The sequence below is a fragment of the Nocardioides segetis genome (assembly GCF_051390595.1).
GTDB lineage: Bacteria > Actinomycetota > Actinomycetes > Propionibacteriales > Nocardioidaceae > Nocardioides.
Genome location: NZ_JBNINR010000006.1, coordinates 325511 through 346560 on the forward strand (window position 1 = coordinate 325511; position 21050 = coordinate 346560).

The following is a 21050-nucleotide window of genomic DNA, read 5'->3' on the forward strand; positions in this document are numbered from 1 at the left end:
GTCAGGCCCCCTTCATGGGCACCAGCGTCAGGTAGAGCGCGGTGAGGACGGAGTTGACGAAGAAGAGCAGCAGGAAGGTGACGACGACCGACTGGTTCACCGAGTCGCCGACGCCCTTCGGGCCGGGCGCGGTGTTGAGGCCGCGGTAGCAGGCGACGACGGCGGCGATGAAGCCGAAGATCACGGCCTTGATCTCGCCGATCCACAGGTCGGCGATCTGGGCCAGCGCCGTGAAGCTCGACAGGTAGGCGCCCGGTGTGCCGCCCTGCAGCATGACGTTGAAGAAGTAGCCGCCGAGCACGCCGATCACCGAGACCAGGCCGTTGAGCAGGACCGCCGCGCCGACGCAGGCCAGCACCCGGGGCACCACGAGCCGGTGGACGGGGTTGAGGCCCATCACCCGCATCGCGGCGATCTCGTCGCGGATGGTCCGCGACCCGAGCTCCGCGCAGATGGCGGCACCTCCGGCGCCGGCGATCACCAGCGTGGTCACCATGGGCGCCGCCTGCTGGACGATCGCGAGCACGCTGGCCGCGCCGGTGAACGACTGCGCTCCGAGCTGGGTGGTCAGGGTGCCCAGCTGGAGGGCGATCACCGCGCCCAGCGGGATCGAGATCAGGATCGCGGGCACCCACGACACGCTGACCACGAACCAGAACTGCTCGAGCGTCTCACTCGCCCGGAACGGGCGGCGGAAGAGCGCCCGCATCGTGTCGAGGGCGAGCGCGAAGAGGCTTCCGGTCGCGGTCAGGGAGCGGACCGGGAGGCTGGGGCGCGGGATGGAGCGCGCCTGGTCAGACTCCTCGTCGTCGGCGACGTACAGAGGCGCGCCGCCGGAGGCCACCCGGGCCCGGTGCCGCTCGGCGCTGGGCCGGGCCGCTCCCGAGCGGGGGGCGAGCTGACGGGGCACGACCTCGATCGCGCGGGCCCCGCTGGGGATCATCCCGCCGCCGGGGTAGCCGCCGTAGTCGATCAGCTCGGAGCGCCGGTGGTCGGTCTCCTCGCTCATGCCGATCGGGCCGTCGGGGTCACCGCTCATGAACTGCGACACGACCGGGTGGTCGGTGATGAGGAAGGACTCCCGCGGCCCGAACATGACCAGCTCGCGGCGGTAGAGCATGCCGATGTTGTCGGGCAGCGTGCGCGCCAGCTCGATGTTGTGGGTGACGACCAGCATCGTGGCGTCGGTGGCGGCGTTGACCTCGATGAGCAGCTGGGCGAGGTTGGACGTCCGCACCGGGTCGAGGCCGGAGTCCGGCTCGTCGATGAGGATGATCTCCGGGTCGGTGACCAGGGAGCGGGCCAGGCCGGCCCGCTTCTTCATGCCGCCCGAGATCTCGCCGGGCAACTTGTGCTCCTGCCCCACCAGACCGACCATGTCGAGCTTCTCCATGACCACGTCGCGCACCTGCGGCTCCTTGAGCTTGGTGTGCTCGCGCAGCGGGAAGGCGACGTTGTCGTAGACGTTCATCGAGCCGAAGAGCGCGCCGTCCTGGAACAGGATGCCGAACTTCTTGCGCAGCTCGAGCTTGTGCGACTCCGGCACCGACACCATGTCGACGCCGTCGATCAGCACCTGCCCCTCCTCGGGCTGCACCAGCCCGATGAGCGACTTGAGGAAGACCGACTTACCGGTGCCCGAGGGCCCCATCATCGCCGTGATCTCGCCGGGCGGCAGGGTCAGCGTGACGTCGTGCCAGATGTTCTGGCGGCCATAGGTCTTGCTGAGGCCGGTCACTTCGATCGATCCGCCCACGAGTCCTCCTGGAGTGCTGTGCGGTGTTGCCGTGCTGGATGGTTGTGCTGTCAGTGGGACTGCTGGGCCGGAAGGTACGTCCGTCCAGCAGCGTAGGTGTGCGCTCCGTCACGCGGAGCCGAAAGCGCGCAGGCAGGCAGGCAGCACCCGTTGTTGTCAGGGGGGTAACAACAACGGGTGCCGAGCCCAGGCTTCGGGGGGCCTGCCCGGGCGGTCAGTCGGCCGGACGGTCGGGGTAGTCCAATGGCTCGGGGCCGGCGCAACCCGACAGAGCCGGGGTGTACTGACCGGTCGGCAGCGGAACGGGCCGCCCCTGTTCGTCCCGCGGCAGCGCTCCGCAAACCTTGGTCCGGGCGATCATCCGGTTGCCTGGACCGGACCCGCTCAGCGTCAACATCGCCGACAGGTCGTCCCCGCTCTTGGTCACGCAGCCGGTGAAGGGCGGGATGTCCATGGTGCCGCTCAACTGGCCGCCGAAGACGGGGTTGTAGTAGGTGGTGGGATCGAGGGTTTGGAGATAGCCCCCAACATCCCCAACAGCCCAGCCCGGAACGACGTACGCCGGCCCCGTGAGGCGGACCGGTGCGGGCCGGGCCGTGCGGCACCCGGGCTCGAGACCGACGTCCACGCCGTCGACCAGCACCTTGATGATCTCCACCTCGAAGGCATCCTCGAGGTGGGTCTCGGAGAAGGCCCGGTCGCCACTACCGATGAGTCGGTCGTCGATGAGCTCGGCATGGATCGGAATCAAGAGGCCGTTGACGCGGCGCTGGCTGATCCGCACGGTCGCCTCGACGGGGAGCAGGCCGAACCCGACGGTCCGCACCCGGAGCGGCGGCAGGTAGCCGTACGGAGCCGGCGCTCCGGGCGGCGAGACGAAGAAGGTGTCGCCGATCGCCGTCTGCCGGTACTCCACCCCAGGCTTCGGATTCCATTGACTCTCGGCAACACCGCTCCACGAGGTCACGGTGAGCTCCGGGACGACCACCCACTGGCCGGCCTTGGCGGTCTCGGCGAGCGAGGCCTGCGAGACCGGGAAGTAGGAGCCGGGCTGGAAGGCAGGCTCCGGGAGGCCGGGAAATGCTGACTCCGCCTGGCTGCGCCACGGGCAGGCCAGGAGTAGGCCGACCAGAAGGACGGCGAGACCGGCGGTCCGTCGGGCGCGTACGGCGCGCGACGCAGCCGGACCCCCACCGTGCGTCTCCGCCGTCGTGTTGCCGTCCTGCACCGCCATGGTTCTCCTCTCGGACACGTCACCCCCTATCGGCGTGACGCGCTCCACACTCTAGGTAGCCGCCGGCGACCGCGCGGGGCTCGTCAGGGCGCGGAAGATTCTGACTGCGAAAGTTGTCACTCGGGTGAGAAGAGTTCGCCGCCAAAGCAACTCAGCGGAGAGGTGTACCGGCCAGGCAGGAAGGGCTCAACGACACGCCACCGCCCGGCTGGAACAGGCCAGCCGGGCGGTCGTGTGGTCACTCGCGGTCGGACGCGCGAACCCCAGGCCCTACTTCTTGATCTTCACCTTGCCCACGCCCGTGCTGGCGCTCACGCCTGCGTTCCCGGAATAGGCGATGGCGATCGTGTACTTGCCGCGATACTTGGCCTTCTTGGTCGCCTTCTTGACCAGCTTGGCGAACTTCTTGACCACCAGCGTCAATGAGCCGTCGGCGGCGACGGGCACCGTGGCCGTGATGATGGTCTTCTTGCCCTTGGCGATGCTCACCTGCGCCTGTCCCGCCGACGAACCGCTCGCTTGCACCTGGCCGCTCACGGTGAGCTTCTTCGCCTTCTTGGCGACCTTGACCGTGCCCACCGTGGTCGTCGAGTGAACCGGAGGTGGCACCGGTATGACAGGGACGGCCACCGGGGCGGTCGGCGTCGAGGTCGAGACCACCGGCTCCACGCCGGTCTTGGTGGCCGTCGAACGGTACGCGATCACCTTTCCGGCCAGGTCCGCGGTCAGGGTGAGCGAGGCGCCCGCGGCACCGGCGATCGGCTGCCCGTCGGCCAGCCACTGGCTGCTCACCTGATCAGGCTCCCCGGAGAACGTGCCCGGGGTCCCGGTCAGCACCGAGCCGACCTGGGCGGCCCCGGCCACGACCGGCGCACGGCCGCGCAACAGCGCGGTTTCGATCACCGCGATCCGCCGACCGGAGATGCTGAACTGCGCGACCGGCTCGCCGACCACCTCCGCGAACGGCTCCCACCAGAGTGGATCAGCCAGGCCCCCACCACCGATGTGGAGGACCCCGTCCTCGTCCAGCACCGCATAGGTCGCCCCCGGACCGCCGGTGATCGCCACCGCCCGCTTCCCCGCCAGATCGGGCGGCAGCTGACTGCCATACTGTCCCCAACCTACGATCGAGCCATCGGCCAGCAACGCCACCCCGCCATCGAGCACCGCCGCGACCGCGGTGACATTGCCCGGGTCCTGCGTCGCCGGAGGCAATGACGGACCGCCCGCCCACCGCCCCCAGCCGGCGACGGTGCCGTCAGTGGTCACCGCGAACGCGTTCCAGCCGGACGCGGCGATAGCACGTGCCTGCAGACCCGGCGGCACGGCGAGCACGCCGGTCGGGCCGGCGATATCGCCGTCGCGGCCCCATGACACCACGCTGCCGTCCTCCTTCAGCGCGAAGGCACTCCCTATGGCGATCGCCAGCTGGGCCACCCCACCCAGGCCGGCCGGCACGTCGGTGGGGGCACCGAGGGCCGAATCCGAACGTCCCCAGACCACCACCTTGCCGTCAGCGCCCACGACGCCCGCGGTAGTAGAGCCCGCCGCCAGGTCGACCACGTCCAGCGACGCGACGCCGGGCGGAATCAGGTTGGTGTAGCCGTCGGCACCCCACGCGACCACGACCTGCCCGTCACCGGTCAGGGCCAGTGTCGTTTTGTTCGTCATCGCGACCTCACGCAACGCCCGTCCGTCGACCGCTGCGAGCGGCGTCAGCACCTGCCCCGGCTCGTCAAAGACGTTCCCGGACTTGCCCCAGCCGAAGAAGCTCCCCCCGCGCTCCAGGGGAATCGGCAGATCTTGCGTGTTCACAGCGCCCGCCCCCGAGCCGGGGTCCGCCCCCACCGGTGTCGCCGCTCCGAGAGCTAGGGCCGCCGACGCGATGAGCACCCCCCAGGTCCGCATTGGCCGACTCGACCGCCCGCGCGACTCGCACCTGCCCCACAACGTCATGACTTCCTCCTCGACCACCTCAGTCCCCGTGGAGTGAGGTCCACCACACCCTAGGCAGCCGCAGAGGCGACGCCGCCCCCTTCCGCACAGGTCGTCGGCACAGGCCGAAAAGTTGTCACCCGAGTGAGCAGACACCGACGGTCCGAGCACCAGCTCACATCTCGGCGCAGGAGTGGACGCGGGCGCGCGATACACGATGGCCCGCCCGCAGCGGGACCAGTTCGCGAAAAACACCTACCAGTGTGTGACAAATCGCGATCCGTTGTTGCGCAGGAAACAAATGGATGAGTGGTTCAGAAGAATTTCAGGAACAGGTTCTTGTGAGGCGTATCACGCGGTCAATGATGGTGTCGCCCGGTCAACCCGAACCGGTCCCCCGTGAAAGGAAATCTCGATGACACGCATTCCCAAGCTGCGCCGACTCCTCGCCGTCCCGGCAGCTCTCGCTGCGGTCGTGGCGTTCGCCTCGTCGGCCAGCGCAGCGACTCCGACCTACGTCGATGTCACCAACAACCCTGCCGGCACCTACACCTACGACGGGGTGAACAAGGGCACCATCTCGGCCTCCCTCGGCGGGCTGAACGCGACCTGTACCGGCGCCACTCCGGTCGCCTCGGTCACGGATGGACCCTACACGGGCACTATCATGAGCATCAGTGCCTTCAACATCGTAGGCTGCACCGGAATCTTCGGCGTCGGCGTGACGATCACCAACAACTGCGCCGGGCTTGTCAACGGCACGGCCACTACCAGCGTCACCAGCGCGATGACCGACGTCTTTGACGTCGAGCTCGACCTGGACCCCGGCTGCCTGCACGTGCAGACCGCCGCTCCCTTCAGTTCCTGCACGCTGGACATCGCCGGCCAGGTGACCGGCACCTTCGACGAGAACCCGAAGGCCGACAACTCGCAGGAGCTGTCCATCAGCGGCAACACGCTGTACGCCACCAACGTCGGCGACTGCTTCGGCATCGTCGAGGAGAACGACACCGTCTCCTTCTCTCTCGACGTCAACTGGACCATCAGGGACGCGACCGTCGGCCACATCAACGTCACGTGACAAACATCGACAACGGCCTCGGCCACGTCGAGCGACAAACCGATAGCACGCCATAGAACCGATGGCCCGGCGGCGACCCCGCCGGGTCATCGGTGTTTTCTCTGGCAGATCAAGATCGGCTGCATCTTGCGTCAAACAATTGCCCGGCCTTGCGGCATTCGGAATCAAAGTCCTGTGACTTCTCCCGCGGGGCATGTTGACGACGCCGCCTGCTGGATCCCGCCGGACACGTGAAAGGAAATCTCAATGTCCCAAATTCCGCAACTCCACCGACTCCTCGCCATCCCCGTCGCCCTGGTCGCGGTCCTGGCCTTCGCCTCGTCGGCCAGCGCCGCCGCCCCGACCCAGATCGACGTCGGCACGCACACCACCACCGGCGTCCATCCCGTCAACGGAGTGAACAAGAATCTGATCTCGGCCAGCCTCGGCGGCCACAGCTGGACCTGTACCGGCGCCACTCCGACCGGCACGGTCGCCTCCGGCCCCCACACCACGGGAACTGCGTTCATGAGCATCGCGAATGCCAACCTGGCGGGCTGCACCGGCATCTTCGGCATCGTGCTGACCTTCACCAACAACTGCGACGGACTGGTCAAGACGACGGCGGCCTCCAACGTCACCAGTGCGATGACCGACAGTGTCGCCGCCAAACTCGACCTGGGCGCCGGCTGTCTGCACATGCAGACCGCCGCCCCCTTCAGTTCCTGCACTCTCGATATCGCCGGACAGGTGAACGCCACCTTCAAGGAGACGCCCCAGCCGGACGGCTCGCAGGAGCTGTCCCTCAGCGGCAACACCCTGTACGCCACCAACGTCGGCGACTGCTACGGCAACATCAACGCGAACGACACCGTCAGCTTCACCCTCGACCTCAGCATCACCTCGACCGACGGCCCGATCAACCTCAAATGACCAACCTCGACGACAGCTTCGGCCACGTCGAGTGACGAGCCCGGTCGCCCGGCGGCAAACCGCCGGGCCATCGGCTTCCCGTTCCCGCGCTCGCACCCAAGGGGGCCACCTCGGCGAGAACTTGTGAGGGCCGTCACAACATCCGGCGGCCTGCGCATGTCGAGTGGAGGATGCGCTCATTCGAGCCCCCGACAGTACGCAGGATCGGCAGGACCACAAACCTCGATCAGGAGACATGCATGAGACTCCGTACCCTGCTGGCCGTGTCCACGGCCGGCGCGCTCCTCGCCGGCCTGCCCGTCGGCCCGTCCTCTGCCGATCCCGGGGCGGTGCCCGACCAGCGCTCGGGCGACGTCGAGGCTTGGGGCACCGCTCTGGCCGTGGAGGCAGCCACCGTGCCCCCATCGCTGGACGGTGAGCGGATCGTCAATGTCGCCGCAAGCACCAACGGCACCGCAGCGGTCACCGCCGACGGAGAGCTCGTCGTGTGGGGGAAGCCCTCCGCGGCCGAGGTGGCCGCTGCACCGGCCGGCCTTACTGGCGTGGCCTCCGCGTCGCTCAACAGCAACACCGGCGTCGCCCTCAAGCAGGACGGCAGCGTCGTGGGCTGGGGGAACAACGGAGTCGACACGCCCCCGGCCGGCTTGAAGGCCTCCGCCGTCTCGGCCGGCAACGGCAAGGGCTACGCGATCGTCGATGGCGGCCCGAACGACGGCACGCTGGTCGTGTGGGGCACGGGCCCCGACCCGGCACCTCCCGTCGACCTCGGCGGCAACCTCGTCGACATCACGTCCTCCGGTGCCTACGTGCTCGCGCTGAAGGCCGATGGCAACGCCCGCATCTGGGGTCCCCTGGCGGCGGCCGCACCGGTGCCGGCCGAGATCCAGGGTCACATCTCTCAGATCGCCGGGGGTGGGGCCATGGCGGGCGCCATCCTCGACGACGGCTCAGTGCGGCTCTGGGGCATCGGCGCACCGGCCGTTCCCGCAGGACTCGCGGGGAAGACCGTCACCTCTCTCGACGCCTACCCCAGCAACGCCATCGCAGCCACTGACGAAGGCGAGATCTTCGTCTGGGGATCGACGGCCGAACTCACCACGCTCCCGCCGTCGGTAAGCGGGGCCCACGTGGCTGCGGTGACCATGGGCCAGAACCACGCCGCGGTCATCCTCACCGACTTCCGCGCGGTGACCGCCCCGGCCATCGCCGGCACAGCCAAGGTCGGCGAGACCCTGACCGCCACGCCGGCTGAGCTCTCGCTCGAGCCGGACAGCCCGGCGGCCGGGCAGTGGCTGGCGGACGGCGACCCGATCGCCGGCGCCGACAGCACGACGCTGGAACTGGACGAGGATCTGATCGGCTCGATGATCAGCTACCAGACGACGGCCACCCGCGGAGCAGACGACGTCGAGTCGACCTCGACCGAGGTCGGACCGGTCGCTCCCCTGACCGTGGCGTCGACCACCACGCTGTCGGTCACCCCGACCTCCGGCGGATACGGCGCAGCCCGGACCGCCACCGCTACCGTCGCCGCCCCGGACGGGACGCCCACCGGCTCGGTGACCTTCACCCTCGACGGCAAGACCGCCACCGCCGAGCTCTCTGGCGGCAGGGCCGTCTGGAAGCTCCCCTCTGACCTGAGCGTGGGAGCCCACAGCTTGAGCGCCAGCTACGCCGGCGACTCCGCCACCGACCCGTCTGCGTCGACGGCAACCACGGTCACGGTCAGCAAGGCTGGCAGCACGCTGAAGGCGAGCAAGGCGAAGGTCAAGGGCAAGACCAAGGCGATGGCGAAGAAGGCCATCCTCAACCTCGACGTCGATACCGACACGGGCACGTCCGCTGCCGGAACCGTGACGCTCAAGCTCAAGGCCAAGGGCTCGAAGGCACACAAGGTCACAGTGACCGTCGGCGCCGATGGTGTCGCCAAGGTCAAGCTCAAGAAGCTCAAGCGGGGCACCTACAAGGCCACGTGGACCTACGCCGGCTCCGCCACGGTCGATGGCGGCAACCTCAAGGTGAAGGTCAAGGTCTGACCTTCCGTTCCATGCAGGGCGGGAGCCGCGTCGCGGCTCCCGCCCTGCGGTCGTTTTCCGTGGAACCGCCCGCGTCAGGCTGGGCCTTTGGACCCAGGCATTGTCAACTACATGAGCAATTCCTGAGCCGGACGACCAGCCGGCGTGGCACACCCCAACACAAGGCCCCGGGACATGTGACGCTGGTCGCTCACAGCGTGCGCCAGTGTGGCGCACCCGGGGGGAGAAAGCCGACGACTGGTCGTGGTGGGCTGCGCTTGAAAGGCGCCGACACCGCGCGGCGGAGGGACGACCACCGGACATGGACAGCAAACGGAGACGGACGCCTGGGCCACCAACGGTCATCCGCGCCGCGCGTCCGTTCTCGCCACCGCCCATGGCGAATGTGCTGCGTCCACAGATGACCCGGGCCACCGCCACCATCGTCCGCCAGGTCCAAGACGCCGTACCAGCACACGCGGGCCAGGCCGGGACGCGACGGCACCGACTGCTCATCGCGGCAGCGCGGGCCGCAGCCCAGGTCTTCCTCGACGGACCCTCCCGCGATCCCGAGCGCGCCCATCAGGTCGACGAGATCTTCCGCGGCCTCGGCTACGCCCAGGGGCGGCGAGGGGGAAGCAGGGAGCCGATCGATGCCGCGATGCACAGCGCAACCCAGTGCTCCTGGCGCTATCTCGCCGACTTCGCCGTCAACCACGACCTGTCCGGCGCTGCTCTCCGCGAGCTGGCCGATGCCCTCTTCGACTTCCTGGCACACCTGCACCGCCTCCTCGGTGAGGGTTTCGACCTCGCACAGGAGGCGCGTGGGCGCGCCCCTGGCACCGCGCGGGTCCGACTGTTCCAGCTGTTGCGGGGGATCCGGCCCCAAGCCCGCCCCGGGCCGGGCCAGGCCATCGACGACCAGGAACTGCGGGAACTGGCTGAGCTCGCCCGCTGGCCGCTCCCCGAGAGGGTCGTGGCGCTGGCCATCGACAACCACAACGATGTGTCGGCGACACTGACGTGCCGAGACGTTCTGGTCCATGTTCAACCCCACCGTGTGTTCGTGGTCTGCCCGGAGGAGAGCCAGGCCGCCGTGGTCGAGCAGCTCAGTCACTCTGACTCCGGTGCTCGGATCGCACGGAGCTGGCCGGTCGCGGTGATGGAGACCGGCTCAGCATTGCGGTGGTGTCAACGCACGCTGGATCTCACCCAGGTCGGCGCCATTGCTCCGCGTCCGATCATCGACTGCGCCGATCACGCCACCCAGCTCTGGCTGCACGCAGAGCCGTCGCTGCGACGCCACCTGTGTCAGCAGGTGCTGCGGCCGATCCTCACCGAGCCGGCTACGTCGCGCACCATCCTGTCCGAGACGCTGCTGGCCTGGGCGGAGACCCGTGGAAGCGCGAGCGCGCTCGCAACACACCTCGGAGTCCACCCGCAGACCGTCCGCTACCGGTGGAAGCGGATCAACGAACTGCTCGGCGACTCGCTGCGCGACCCCGACCTCGTGCTCCAGATGACCTTGGTGCTCAAGTCCAGCGTCGCGCTGTGGAAGACCGGGGACCACAGCGACTTCGACCTCGCGCATTGACTGAGCTGAGCGTCCCTGTGCCGTTGTCTCCAGCCGAACGCGCGCAGGGCCGGCGGCAGCCGAGCATGCTGGTTTTCTCCGGGCCGAGACTTTGTCACCCGGATGAGCAGTTCGGGCCCCGAATGCTGAGGTCCGGCCGCGATCGGTCCACGGACCACGCGACGATGGGCGACGCTGGGCCATGCCTCGTCGACTCCTGATCAGCGCGGCCGTCGCAGTCGGCCTGATCACAGGTGGCCTGGTCCTGCAGTGGTCACCCTCGCCCGGCGCACCAGGCAGTGGTGCCGGCGCTGGCAGCGGTGAGTTCACCGTGGCCGGCGACGGCACCCTCCCCGTGAAGCGTCCCGTGCTACGTGAGTCCGGCGCCCCGTTGAGCACCGCCGAGCGCGGGTACGCTATCGGCCTGGCACTCGGATCCTTGCCCTCCTCCACCCGCGACGTGCTCGCGGAGCCCGGCGCCGAGGTGCTCGCGACCGACCTGCCCGCGCCGGCCGTGCGCGACGGTCGCCGGCGGGCCCAGGTCTCGGCCTACGACTACCGCGACAACAGGCTGCACCAGATCGTCGTCGATCTACCGACCGGCACAGTGATCGCCCAGGAGTCGCTGACCGGCGTACAGCCGCCGCCATCAGCGGCCGAGACCCAGGTGGCACTCGACCTCGCGCTCGCGGCCATGCCCGCCCCCGCGTTCGTCGACCAGTTTCGCCAGTTGACCGGCGCGCCCCTCCTCACCGGCGACGAGGTGCGGGTCATCGGCGGAGTATGGACACCTCACAGCCACGATGGCACCGCTCCTGACCCGTCGGGGGCGGGGACGGCTGGGGCGTGCGGCGCCGAGCGCTGCGTGCAGCTCCTGGTGGCGCTGCCGTCGGGCCAATACCTGAGCACGGGCGACCTCGTGGTGAACCTCAGCCGACGTGCGGTCGCTCTTCTCCCGGCGGGGGTGCAGGATCGTGGCTGACGGACGTGGGCGTCATTTCATGCTGCTCGCGACGGCCTGCGCGGTCGCAGTCACAGCAACAACGCTGTCGACGGTCGCAGGCCTGGTCGCGCCGGCCCGCGCCGCCGCTGACCCTCCCGGCGCTGAAGATCCGGCCTGCGGGTCCGCTCTCGTGACGCGCACCCTCTCCACCGGATCCTCCTGGCGGATGTGTGCCCGGATCCATCCCTTCAAGGGTCTGGTGCTCGAGGATGTGCAGTTCAAGGCCGGTCAAGGCCGCGACGAGGACGCCGGCTGGATCAGGGTCATCGGCTCGCTCTATCTCGCCAGCCTTCACGTTCCCTACGACAACGGTGGGCCCGCCTTCGACGACATCACCGAGGTCGGCTTCGGTGACGGGCAACTGCTCACCCAGACCCCCGACACCTGCCCAGGGGATCGGATGGATGTCGAGCAGTCATTCCTGCGCGGCACCCAGCTCGTCGAACGCACCATCCCTGGGATCTGCGTAGGCGAGACCGAGACCGGCCTGGGCTGGCACTCCCAGGAAACATGGTCGGACCTCGGAAATCGGTATGCCCAACAGGGACGCGCCCTGGAGGTCTCCTCGCTGTCGAAAGCCGGCTGGTACGAGTACCAGCAGAAGGTCACCTTCACGGACCAGGGCGCCATCACGGTCGGTCTCGGCGCCGCCGGCGACCTGGCGCCCGGCGAGGGGTTCTTCCCCACGGATCCCGCCCTCGGCTGGCCGATCGGTCCGGAGGGAAACCCGCAGACCGACCGCGCCGCGGGCTCCCACTGGCACAACGCGATCTATCGCGTCGACTTCGCCATCGGCAGCGGCGACCAACAGGTCCAGCAGTGGGACTACGAGGTCGACCCCGAACGCCCGACGCTGGTGCGCGGCGAGGGCAGCGTGCGGAGCGAGGCGTTCACTGCCGAGGAAACGCCCGCCACCACCTGGTGGCGGGTCATGAATCCCGCCTCGCTCAACGCCGACGGGCACCCGCGCTCGTACGAGATCGTCAACGACGCCATCCAGAATCCGTACCTGCCGGTCACCCGCCCCCCGGTCAGCTTCACCAATGACCACGCATGTCAGGAGTACGCCTCGGGCAACCTCAACACAGGCTGCCCTGGCCTATCGGTCCTCGACTATGTCGCCGAGGAGACCGCGCCCCTCACCGACCCGGTCGCCTGGGTCAGTGTCGGCTTCCACCACATCCCCCGGGACGAGGACCAGTCCCCCATGCCCGTGCACTGGCAGAGCTTCTCCCTGGTGCCACGCGACCTGCTCGCACAGCAGGCACTCACTCCCCCGGAACGAGCCTGCGACAACGGATACACCGTCGGCGCCACCGGTTCGTGCGCGGCCATCAACCTCACCCCGCCGAAGATCGTCGCGGAGTCACCGGCGCCAGGTGTGGGGGCTCGCCTCACCGCCGACAGCGGCACGTGGCGATGGGCGCGGGCGGACCTCGCCTACCAGTGGCTCTGGCTGCGCGACGGCGAGCCGATCCTCAGCACGGGCGACGACGGCCTGCCGACCGCGGTCACCGGCGAGACCTATCGCCTCACGGACGCGGACATCGGCCGCGAGATCACGGTGCGGGTGACCGCGTCGGCCACCGGTGTCACGCCGGGCATCGCCACCTCCGCGCCCTTCGTCGCTCCCCTGCCCACGCCGCCAGGCACAAACCCCGCGCGGACGGCGCCCGAGCTCACGCTGAAGGTGCTGAAGAAGCGGGACCAGAAGGGGCGCCCGCGGCTGCGCGTCGTGGTGCGGGGCGACCAGGGCGCCGGCGCCGGCGTCGTCACCGTCCAGCGGCGCGGGAAGGTCGTGACCGCTGCGCTCACCGACGGGCGCGTCGTCGTCCGTCTCCCGCGCCCGGGCAAGCGCTACCGGGTCACGGTGACCTATCCCGGCGACCAGCGATACCTGGCGGCGAGCGCCTCGATCCGGGTACGCCGGTAGTGCCGGCCCGTCCCGCGTCAGCGCCCCTGGGTGAGATCCGGTGCCTCGGGCGGCAGCATGTCGGCGACGTCGACCTCGAGCGCTTGGCTGATCGCCACCAGCGTCAACAGCTCCGGGTTGAGGGGCGTGCCGGGCTTGGACTCGCCCTTCTCGAACTTCTGGTAGGTGTACGGCGCGATGCCCGCCCTGAAGGCGACGTCGTCCTGGCTCATCCCGAGCGCGGCACGAGCACGCTTCAGGTTGTGGCCGATCTCGCGGGCGTAGACCGCCCATCCGGCGGGAGGAACACGACGTGGCACGCCATCACCTTGGTGGCTTTCGGCGCACCTGTCGCGCATACTGGTATGGGAATACTGGTGTGCCTTCGCATACCTGTGGACAACTGCCTCGCCGACGCCCTTCCTGTCGGCACTTCTCCTTACGTTCGCCCTCCGAGGCGATACCCACTCGAGATCGGAGGCGCATCGTGGACGACGGGCGACCGAGCTGGCTTCTGGAGCCGTGTCCCGCATGGTGCACACGAGAGCACGAGGAGGACGACCACCCTGAGGACCGCTACCACGCCAGCGAGGCCACCTGCCTGCCCGCGATCGGCGCGACCGCGGACACCGTCCCCGCAGCGGCCTCGGCCGACGCCTTCGATCTGATCGTCCACATCCGGCGACAGCTCGACGACCCCACCGACTGGGTGACCATCGAGCCCGCACAGACCCGGCTGCCCCGGCTGACGCTCACCCGCGAGTCCACCATCTGGCTCGTTCGAGCGCTCGACGAACAGCTCCGGCGCGATGCCTGATCGGACCGCCGAGTCCCGCTGCGCATCGACGCCCGGAGCGCCCGCCTCGGCGCAGGCATCGACGAGTCGGGCAGGCAGCGCAGTGCGACCGAGACGCGGCTCGACGCCAAGACCGACGCGACGTACGGCCAGCTCGCCAACGTCATCGGCGTCCGGCTCGACCCCGACGACACCAACAGTTGTCACCTGCATCGCAACTTCCGCCCCCGATCTGGACGGGTTGGCGTCACAGCGTGTTACAGCGCGTTCCGGTGTGGCTGAATTGATCGCGGACGACGTTCCGCCACTCCGGCCCTCCCGCCGGAACCAGAACGTCAGGGCCGCATGTGGGAGTGTGCCCTGAGGGCCTGGACGTGCCGCCTGCGGAAGCAGTCGTCCGCCGGCGGGTCCCGAGGCTTCCTGCGCCTCGGGGCCCGCCTCACGCGTCCTGCAGCAGGCCCTCGCGTTGGGCGGCGGCGACCAGTCGGCGTACGTTCTCCACGCTCCCGCAGCCGCCGTCGATCAGCTGGTTGCGGCGGTCGGCCCACTTGCCGCCGAGGTCCCAGCGCACCTTGTTCGAGACCTCGGTGCGGGCCGGCTCGAGGATGCTCAGCTCCTCCTCGGCGACGTGATGGGCGACGAGATTGCTGAGCTCCTCCACGGCGTCCGCGAAGGCCTCCGTCTCGGTGTCCTCGATGCCGAGCAGCACCAGCAGGGCGTCGTTGCCCTCGGCGTGCTCCTCCCGGCCGTGCTCGACGTCGTGCTGGTGGACGTCGAGGGCGGCGCGGCGCAGCACCGGGTAGACGATCTCCTCCTCCGCCTCGCCGTGGGCGACGAACACGTCGGCGAAGGCGCGGCGCACGCTGTCACGGTCCGCGGACCCCAGGCGCAGCTGGGAGAGGAGCAGCTCGAAGCGGCGGTGATCGTCGGCGATCAGGTCGATGACATCGCCCGACGTGGGACGACCCAGGTCGATTCCGGAGGTCATGGCGCGGGTGGTACCCGCCGCCCCTCCAGGTATCCGTGAACCAGTGAGACCGCGGAGGCGCCCTCGCCGCTGGCCGACGCGACCCGCTTCATCGACCCCGACCGGACGTCGCCGGCGGCGAAGATGCCCGGCACGCAGGTGCCGAGGTTCTCGGGCGGCAGGCCGTCGATCCAGCACTCGGCCGGGACATCGCGGCCCGTCAGCACGAACCCGTGCTCGTCACGCTGCACCGCGGCCGGCAGCCAGTCGCAGTGCGGCGCCGCGCCGATCAGCAGGAACAGGCCGCCGGCCGCAACCCGCTCCTCGACGCGCGTGCGCACGTCGCACAGCTGCAGCCAGCCGAGCTGGCCGCCGTCGTCGGGGCCGCCGTCGACGATCTCGGTGCAGGGCCGGACGTCGATGCGCGGGTTCCACGCGATCTCGTCGATGAGGTACTTCGACATCGTCGCCGCCAGGTCCTCGCGGCGGATCAGGATAGTGACCGACCGGGCGAAGCGGGCGAGATGCACCGCCGCCTGGCCCGCGGAGTTGCCGCCGCCGACGACGTAGACGTCGCGGTCCTCCATCTCCCGCGCGGCCGTCATCGCGGCGCCGTAGTGAACGCCGGCGCCGACCAGCTCCTCCAGCGGCGCGACCCCGAGGCGGCGGTAGGCGACGCCGGAGGCGACGAGCACGGTCCGGGCGCAGACCTCGCCGCCGTCGGTGACCAGGGTGTGCGGCGCCCCGTCGATGCCCGGCCGCAGCGCGAGGACCGGCCACCCGGTGAAGAAGCGGGCGCCGAAGCGGATCGCCTGGGTGCGCGCCCGCTGCCCGAGGCGCTGGCCCGAGATGCCGCGTGGGAAGCCGAGATAGTTGCGGATCATCGAGCTGGTACCGGCCTGGCCGCCGATCACCTCCGACTCCACGACGACCGTCGACAGGCCCTCCGACGCGCCGTACACCGCGGCGGCGAGGCCCGCGGGCCCGGCCCCCACGACGGCGAGGTCGACAACCGTGTCGACCTCGATGTCGGAGGGGCGGCCGTAGATCATCGCGGCGAGCTCGCGGGTCGACGTCGGCATGAGGACCGGCCGGCCGGCGAAGACGCCGGTGGTCAGGTGCACCAGGGGGTACGACGGCGGGCCGTCGAGCCGCGCCAGCGCCTCGCGACCCTGCGGACTGTCCGGGGTGTAGGTGCGGTGCGGCATCCCCTGCCGGTCGAGGAAGTCGCGGATCGCGAGGGCGAGCGGTCGGGCGTCGGGCGTGATGATCCGCACCGAGTCGATCTCCGAGGTCGCCACGGTCGCTCCCCAGTCGCTGAGCAGCTCGGTGATCGCGTAGTGGAACTCCTCGTCGCGCCGTCCCTGCGGCAACACCAGATAGGTGTCGAACTTGCCCTTCTGCAGGTACGGCCGCAGCGCGGCGGTCTCCTCGGCGAAGCGACTGATCGGGATCACCACGAGGCGCCGGGCGGTCGGCACCAGCGAGCGCCAGTCGTGCATCGCCATCAGCATCTGCTCGTCGGGCAGACGGGACTCGGTGACGATCATGGCCACCGGCTGGCCGGCACGGCGCGCCTCCTTCAGCACCGCGTTGGCCTCGGCGGCGCTGCGGGCCGCGCGCACGTCGTACTCGCGCTCGTAGCGGTGGAACTGCTCGGCGAGGACGTCCATCTCGTCGCCGGAGACCAGGAGGATGACGGGCGCAGCCGCGGGCTCGGGTGCGTTCACGCGACAAGTCTGGCAGTGCGCGCCCCGCCGATCGACCCACGTCATCGCGGGGGCACCGCCGTCGACCGCCGTCAGCCGCCGTCAGCCGCCGTCGGACGCGCGCAGGTAGGCCGCGACGAGGGCGTCGAGCCGCTGGTCGAGGTCGAGGACGACACCGTCCTCGTCCGGGCCCAGCGGCTCCAACGTCTCCAGCTGGGAGTCGAGCAGCGACGCGGGCATGAAGTGGCCGGTCCGGCCGGCCAGGCGTCGGGCGAGGGCCGCGCGGGTGCCGTGCAGATGGAGGAAGGTCACCCGCGGCGCGGCGGTCCGCAGCTGGTCGCGGTGGGCACGGCGCAGCGCCGAGCAGCTGATCACGCCGCCGGTGGCGTCGTGGGCGGCGAGCCACCGCCCGACCAGCGCGAGCCAGGGACGCCGGTCGCCCTCGTCGAGAGGTACGCCGGCGGTCATCTTGGCGACGTTGCCCGGCGGGTGCAGGTCGTCGGCATCCGCGAAGGCGACCCCGAGCCGCCGGGCGACCGCGGCACCGACCGTGGTCTTCCCTGAGCCCGACACCCCCATCACGACCAGCAGGACCGGCGCGCCGCCCCCGGTCTCCGACGCCGTCTTCCCGCTGGTCTCCGTGCTGGTCTCCGTGCTCGTCACGCCCTGGTCACCCGCCCTTCGTCCGACTGTGCCCGTCAGCCCAGTCTGCCGCCGGAGTAGGCTCGGGGGCGATGGAGACCACGCCTGACCTCGCGAAGCTGATCGACCACCTCCAGGGCGAGGAGTACGACGTCACCGAGCCGGTGCCGGGCGTCCTGCACATCAAGGGCCGGTTCTCGAACCCCGAGCGGATCGCGCTGCGGGCCGCCGCCGACGCCGGGGACGTGGCGCTCGCGATCTGGGCGACCAGCCACCACGACGATTGGGCGCTGGTCGCCTGGGACCGTCCGGACCTGGTGACCATCACCCAGAAGGGCGCCACGCCGCAGCGCTGGCGGCACCGTCGGCCCCCGGCGACGCTCCGGCCCGACGCGCAGACCTTCCTCGAAGGCGCGTCCTCGCCCTTCGACATCGTCACCCGCCCCAAGCACCAGCCGACCGACGCCGCCCGCGAGGTCCTCGAGCGCTTCGGCATCACCGACCCGCCCCCACCGGGCTGGGTGCCGCCGGTCGTCGAGGCACCGACGGTCCCCGTGGTCCGCGAGAGCCGGGTGCCGGCCGCGGGCACCAAGCCGGCCCGGGCACCGCGCGCCACCAAGCCGAAGCCGGCCGCGAAGCCGGTCGCACCCGAGCCCGTCGTCGCGATCTGCCCGACCTGCTTCATGGCGCTGCCCGCGACGGGCGTCTGCGACAACTGCGGCTGACCGATCGGCGATACTCGACCTCGTGACCGAGGCGAGTGCGGCAGGCACGGGCGGCGACGAGCGCAATGTGCTGGGCGGTGAGCTCCAGCCGTGCGGCACCGACCCGATGACCGGCTTCTTCCGGGACGGCACCTGCTCGTGCGGCCCGCAGGACGCCGGCATCCACGCGGTCTGTGCCGTGATGACCGAGGAGTTCCTCGCCCACCAGCAGGCGGTCGGCAACGACCTGTCGACGCCGCGCCCGGAGTGGCGGTTCCCGGGTCTGCATCCCGGAGACCGGTGGTGCGTCGTCGCCGCCCGCTGGCTGCAGGCGTACGCCGACGGCGTGGCCGCGCCCGTCGTGCTGGCCTCGACCAACGAGCGGGCGCTGCGGCTGATCCCCCTCGAGGTGCTGCGCGAGCACTCCGTCGACGTACCGGACGACCTGAGCGGGCTGGGCTGACGCCGGGCGGCGACCGCCGCACGGCGTCAGGCCGCGCCGACCCCCGGCTCGCCGCAGAGGTCGTCGGGCGACACCACCCGCACCTCGATGTCATTGGCCAGATGCACCGGCCAGCGACCGTCGAGCGTGGCGAGTCCGCGCGCCCAGGCGAGGTCGCCGGGCGTCCGCGTCGCGGAGCCGGGACGGGCGTAGAGGAAGGCGCACGCCAGGTCGTGCTCCACCGCGTGGCTCGCCACCACCCGCAGGGTGTCGAGGTCGTCGGGCCCCGGCGAGAGCGGGACGCCGACGATCTCGGCCAGGTGCAGCGGCCGGTCGCCGTCGACGAAGAGCGTCCACAGCTGCGGGGCGCCGAACCCGAGTCGGCCCAGCACGGCACGCCACAGCCGGTGGAGGGCAGCCTGGTCGCCGATCGCCGGCATCTGGTCGGGCGGGAGGAGGGGCGGGATGTCGTCGTCGGTCATGCCCCGAGCCTGCGCCAGATCGGCGCGCGGTGCCGGCGCTCTCCACAGGGACTGCGCCGGTCGCCCGGGGGGCCGTCAGAGTGCCGCGCGGACCGCGTCGCCGTCGACGGTCGCGGCGAGATCGGCGATCGTCGTACCGGACAACGAGGTGCGCCAGGCCCGCTCCGCGTCGGCCATCACCTGCGCCACGCCGCACGGTCGCCGGCACTCCTCCGGCGGCGCGGCCAGGTCGCCCTGCTGGCGGATCTCGGTGCAGCGAAAGGCCGGATCGGGGCCGTCGATGGCGCGGACGACGTCGAGCACGGTGATCCCGGCCGAGTCCCGGCTGAGCGCGTACCCGCCGTCGCGGCCCTCGCTCGGCTGCACGATGCCCGCCCGGGCGAGGGCCTGGAGGTGCTTGGCGAGGTAGGTCTTCGAGACTCCATGCAGCTCGGCCAGGCGTCCGCCCGACAGCGGGCGGTCGGCCTGGCTGAGCACCACGCAGCAGTGGATCGCCCACTCCACGCCCGCCGACAGCTTCACGCGCCCACCCTAGTGTCGCGTCGCGGCCGCCCTCAGGCGCGGGCGGCCAGCCACGCGTCGTACGTCGTGGGGGCCAGCCAGGCGTCCGCGCCGGGCGTCGGCGTCAGGGCCGCGTCGTCGAGGACGGCACCGAAGTAGCCGGCGGCCGGATCGGAGAGGACGGTACGCCGGTCGCCGGTCGCCGCGAACCACCGGCGGACCAGCGCGTCGATGCCGAGCGGCTCCGGGCCCGCGATCTCCACGGTCCCCTTGACCGGCGCCGCGGTGACGATCTCCGCGAGGCGCCGGACGACGTCGGCGGACGCGATCGGCTGCAGGTGAGCGGGGGTCGCGCGGACGATGTCACCGTCGGTGCCGGCGTCGGCGATGCCGGCGACGAACTCGAAGAACTGGGTCGAGCGGACGATCGTGAACGGCACAGGACCGTCGAGGACGCCCTGCTCCTGGGCGAGCTTGGCGCGCATGTAGCCCGCGTCGGTGAGCCGGTCGGCCCCGACGATGGACAAGATGACGTGATGCCCCACGCCGGCCTCGACCTCGGCCGCGAGCAGGTGGCTCGTCGAGTCCCGGAAGAAGGCGAGGACGTCGTCGTCGGCCCAGGACGGCGAGTTGGTCAGGTCGACCACGACGTCCGCTCCCGCGACCGCGGCGGCGACGCCCTCTCCCGTCGTGGTGTCGACGCCCGCCTCGCGCCCGAGGGCGACGACGTCGTGCCCCTCCGCCCGCAGCCGGTCACGCAGCTGACCACCGATCAGCCCTGCCCCGAAGATGACGATCCTCATGCCCTGCCTCCAAACATGGATAGTGTTTATCTGAGATTACTCGGACAAACACTATCCGCGTCAAGCCGCGACCGGAGAAAATTCCTTCACAAGATCTCCGGCCCGCTGTCGTATCCCGACCGGCCCGTACGTTGAACTGCTGACAACACCCCCACGACTCCCCAGGAGATCCGATGACCCAGTACCTGCTGTCCCTCCCCCACGACTCCGCCGCCGAGCCCACCATGGCCACCATGGACCCGGCCGAGCTCGAGGCCGCGATGGCGGCGGCCGGCGCGTTCATCGAGGAGCTGATGCAGTCGGGCGCCTTCGTGTTCGCCGGGGGCCTGATGCCGCCGTCGACCGCGACCACCGTCGACAACACCGGCGCGGAGCTGCGCACCGCGAACGGGCCGTTCGTCGAGGCGCCGGAGTACCTCGGCGGGTTCTGGGTGATCGACGTCGCCGACGAGGCCTCCGCGGTCGACTGGGCCGCGAAGGCCTCGAAGGCGCTGTCCTCGCGCGTGGAGGTGCGGGCGCTCCAGGAGCCGCCCGCCGAGGACTGATCCGAGCCCCGGGCGCTTCGCGCCGGCGCGCGGGCCGG

20 protein-coding genes are annotated in these 21050 nt (G+C 70.5%); 10 read left to right on the forward strand and 10 right to left on the reverse strand.

Features of this window, described 5'->3' with window-relative positions:
• Nucleotide 1: 1 nt before the first annotated feature.
• The 3 genes from ACPZVR_RS14200 to ACPZVR_RS14210 all read right to left on the reverse strand — a co-directional run bounded on the left by ACPZVR_RS14200 (nt 2) and on the right by ACPZVR_RS14210 (nt 4805).
• Entirely contained in the window at nt 2-1738 is a 1737-nt protein-coding gene (locus ACPZVR_RS14200) for an ABC transporter permease (protein ID WP_436700239.1), read from the reverse strand.
• A 232-nt stretch (nt 1739-1970) separates the two neighbouring features.
• Complete coding sequence (locus ACPZVR_RS14205) at nt 1971-3008, reverse strand: hypothetical protein (RefSeq protein ID WP_436700240.1); 1038 nt, start codon at nt 3006-3008, stop codon at nt 1971-1973.
• 252 nt (nt 3009-3260) lie between these two features.
• A complete protein-coding gene (locus ACPZVR_RS14210) occupies nt 3261-4805 on the reverse strand; it encodes an RCC1 domain-containing protein (RefSeq protein WP_436700241.1) in 1545 nt (514 codons plus the stop codon).
• Nucleotides 4806-5400: 595 nt separating this feature from the next.
• Here ACPZVR_RS14210 and ACPZVR_RS14215 point away from each other — a divergent pair.
• From ACPZVR_RS14215 to ACPZVR_RS14240, 6 genes are all read left to right on the forward strand, one after another.
• Entirely contained in the window at nt 5401-6006 is a 606-nt protein-coding gene (locus ACPZVR_RS14215) for a hypothetical protein (RefSeq protein WP_436700242.1), read from the forward strand.
• A gap of 246 nt (nt 6007-6252) precedes the next feature.
• On the forward strand, nt 6253-6918 hold the full coding sequence (locus ACPZVR_RS14220) for a hypothetical protein (protein ID WP_436700243.1): 666 nt from the start codon (nt 6253-6255) through the stop codon (nt 6916-6918).
• Between the two features lie 239 nt (nt 6919-7157).
• Nucleotides 7158-8954, forward strand: a complete 1797-nt coding sequence (locus ACPZVR_RS14225) for an Ig-like domain repeat protein (RefSeq protein WP_436700244.1) — start codon at nt 7158-7160, stop codon at nt 8952-8954.
• Nucleotides 8955-9255: 301 nt separating this feature from the next.
• Complete coding sequence (locus ACPZVR_RS14230; protein WP_436700245.1) at nt 9256-10527, forward strand: PucR family transcriptional regulator; 1272 nt, start codon at nt 9256-9258, stop codon at nt 10525-10527.
• A gap of 181 nt (nt 10528-10708) precedes the next feature.
• The gene (locus ACPZVR_RS14235) at nt 10709-11488 is read left to right on the forward strand and encodes a hypothetical protein (protein WP_436700246.1); all 780 of its coding nucleotides are present in this window, start codon (nt 10709-10711) and stop codon (nt 11486-11488) included.
• A gap of 151 nt (nt 11489-11639) precedes the next feature.
• A complete protein-coding gene (locus ACPZVR_RS14240) occupies nt 11640-13442 on the forward strand; it encodes a copper amine oxidase (protein WP_436700247.1) in 1803 nt (600 codons plus the stop codon).
• A gap of 17 nt (nt 13443-13459) precedes the next feature.
• Here the strand turns inward: ACPZVR_RS14240 and ACPZVR_RS14245 are convergent, their stop codons facing one another.
• Complete coding sequence (locus ACPZVR_RS14245; protein WP_436700248.1) at nt 13460-13741, reverse strand: helix-turn-helix domain-containing protein; 282 nt, start codon at nt 13739-13741, stop codon at nt 13460-13462.
• Between the two features lie 167 nt (nt 13742-13908).
• Here ACPZVR_RS14245 and ACPZVR_RS14250 point away from each other — a divergent pair, with 167 nt between their 5' ends.
• Nucleotides 13909-14238, forward strand: a complete 330-nt coding sequence (locus ACPZVR_RS14250) for a DUF6907 domain-containing protein (protein ID WP_436700249.1) — start codon at nt 13909-13911, stop codon at nt 14236-14238.
• Between the two features lie 418 nt (nt 14239-14656).
• Here ACPZVR_RS14250 and ACPZVR_RS14255 read toward each other — a convergent pair whose 3' ends face one another.
• From ACPZVR_RS14255 to ACPZVR_RS14265, 3 genes are all read right to left on the reverse strand, one after another.
• Complete coding sequence (locus ACPZVR_RS14255; protein ID WP_436700250.1) at nt 14657-15205, reverse strand: hemerythrin domain-containing protein; 549 nt, start codon at nt 15203-15205, stop codon at nt 14657-14659.
• Nucleotides 15202-16914 carry an NAD(P)/FAD-dependent oxidoreductase gene (locus tag ACPZVR_RS14260; protein ID WP_436700251.1) on the reverse strand — a complete coding sequence of 571 codons (1713 nt, stop codon included), beginning with the start codon at nt 16912-16914 and terminating at the stop codon, nt 15202-15204. The genes ACPZVR_RS14255 and ACPZVR_RS14260 overlap by 4 nt, the downstream gene beginning before the upstream one ends.
• A gap of 81 nt (nt 16915-16995) precedes the next feature.
• Nucleotides 16996-17556, reverse strand: coding sequence for a gluconokinase (locus ACPZVR_RS14265; protein ID WP_436700252.1), 561 nt, complete (start codon nt 17554-17556; stop codon nt 16996-16998).
• A gap of 71 nt (nt 17557-17627) precedes the next feature.
• Here ACPZVR_RS14265 and ACPZVR_RS14270 point away from each other — a divergent pair, with 71 nt between their 5' ends.
• Both ACPZVR_RS14270 and ACPZVR_RS14275 read left to right on the forward strand, forming a co-directional pair.
• Nucleotides 17628-18260, forward strand: a complete 633-nt coding sequence (locus ACPZVR_RS14270; protein ID WP_436700253.1) for a hypothetical protein — start codon at nt 17628-17630, stop codon at nt 18258-18260.
• A 22-nt stretch (nt 18261-18282) separates the two neighbouring features.
• On the forward strand, nt 18283-18702 hold the full coding sequence (locus tag ACPZVR_RS14275; protein ID WP_436700254.1) for a DUF2237 family protein: 420 nt from the start codon (nt 18283-18285) through the stop codon (nt 18700-18702).
• Nucleotides 18703-18728: 26 nt separating this feature from the next.
• On the opposite strand, the gene ACPZVR_RS14280 is transcribed toward ACPZVR_RS14275, so the two are convergent.
• The 3 genes from ACPZVR_RS14280 to ACPZVR_RS14290 form a co-directional block, all read right to left on the reverse strand.
• Nucleotides 18729-19163, reverse strand: coding sequence for a hypothetical protein (locus tag ACPZVR_RS14280; protein WP_436700255.1), 435 nt, complete (start codon nt 19161-19163; stop codon nt 18729-18731).
• A 75-nt stretch (nt 19164-19238) separates the two neighbouring features.
• Nucleotides 19239-19685 (reverse strand): RrF2 family transcriptional regulator, encoded by a 447-nt coding sequence (locus ACPZVR_RS14285; RefSeq protein ID WP_436700256.1) that lies wholly within the window; start codon nt 19683-19685, stop codon nt 19239-19241.
• 32 nt (nt 19686-19717) lie between these two features.
• Nucleotides 19718-20467: an SDR family oxidoreductase gene (locus tag ACPZVR_RS14290; protein ID WP_436700257.1), complete on the reverse strand. Its 750-nt coding sequence runs from the start codon at nt 20465-20467 to the stop codon at nt 19718-19720.
• Nucleotides 20468-20640: 173 nt separating this feature from the next.
• Here ACPZVR_RS14290 and ACPZVR_RS14295 point away from each other — a divergent pair, with 173 nt between their 5' ends.
• Nucleotides 20641-21012 carry a YciI family protein gene (locus ACPZVR_RS14295; protein ID WP_436700258.1) on the forward strand — a complete coding sequence of 124 codons (372 nt, stop codon included), beginning with the start codon at nt 20641-20643 and terminating at the stop codon, nt 21010-21012.
• Nucleotides 21013-21050 lie beyond the last annotated feature (38 nt).

Coding starts and splice junctions, on each gene's coding strand:
- ACPZVR_RS14220 (WP_436700243.1), top strand. CDS start 6,253: ATGTCCCAAATTCCGCAACTCCACCGACTCCTCGCCATCCCCGTCGCC.
- ACPZVR_RS14270 (WP_436700253.1), top strand. CDS start 17,628: ATGGAGACCACGCCTGACCTCGCGAAGCTGATCGACCACCTCCAGGGC.
- ACPZVR_RS14235 (WP_436700246.1), top strand. CDS start 10,709: ATGCCTCGTCGACTCCTGATCAGCGCGGCCGTCGCAGTCGGCCTGATC.
- ACPZVR_RS14230 (WP_436700245.1), top strand. CDS start 9,256: ATGGACAGCAAACGGAGACGGACGCCTGGGCCACCAACGGTCATCCGC.
- ACPZVR_RS14225 (WP_436700244.1), top strand. CDS start 7,158: ATGAGACTCCGTACCCTGCTGGCCGTGTCCACGGCCGGCGCGCTCCTC.
- ACPZVR_RS14290 (WP_436700257.1), bottom strand. CDS start 20,467: ATGAGGATCGTCATCTTCGGGGCAGGGCTGATCGGTGGTCAGCTGCGT.
- ACPZVR_RS14295 (WP_436700258.1), top strand. CDS start 20,641: ATGACCCAGTACCTGCTGTCCCTCCCCCACGACTCCGCCGCCGAGCCC.
- ACPZVR_RS14255 (WP_436700250.1), bottom strand. CDS start 15,205: ATGACCTCCGGAATCGACCTGGGTCGTCCCACGTCGGGCGATGTCATC.
- ACPZVR_RS14280 (WP_436700255.1), bottom strand. CDS start 19,163: ATGACCGACGACGACATCCCGCCCCTCCTCCCGCCCGACCAGATGCCG.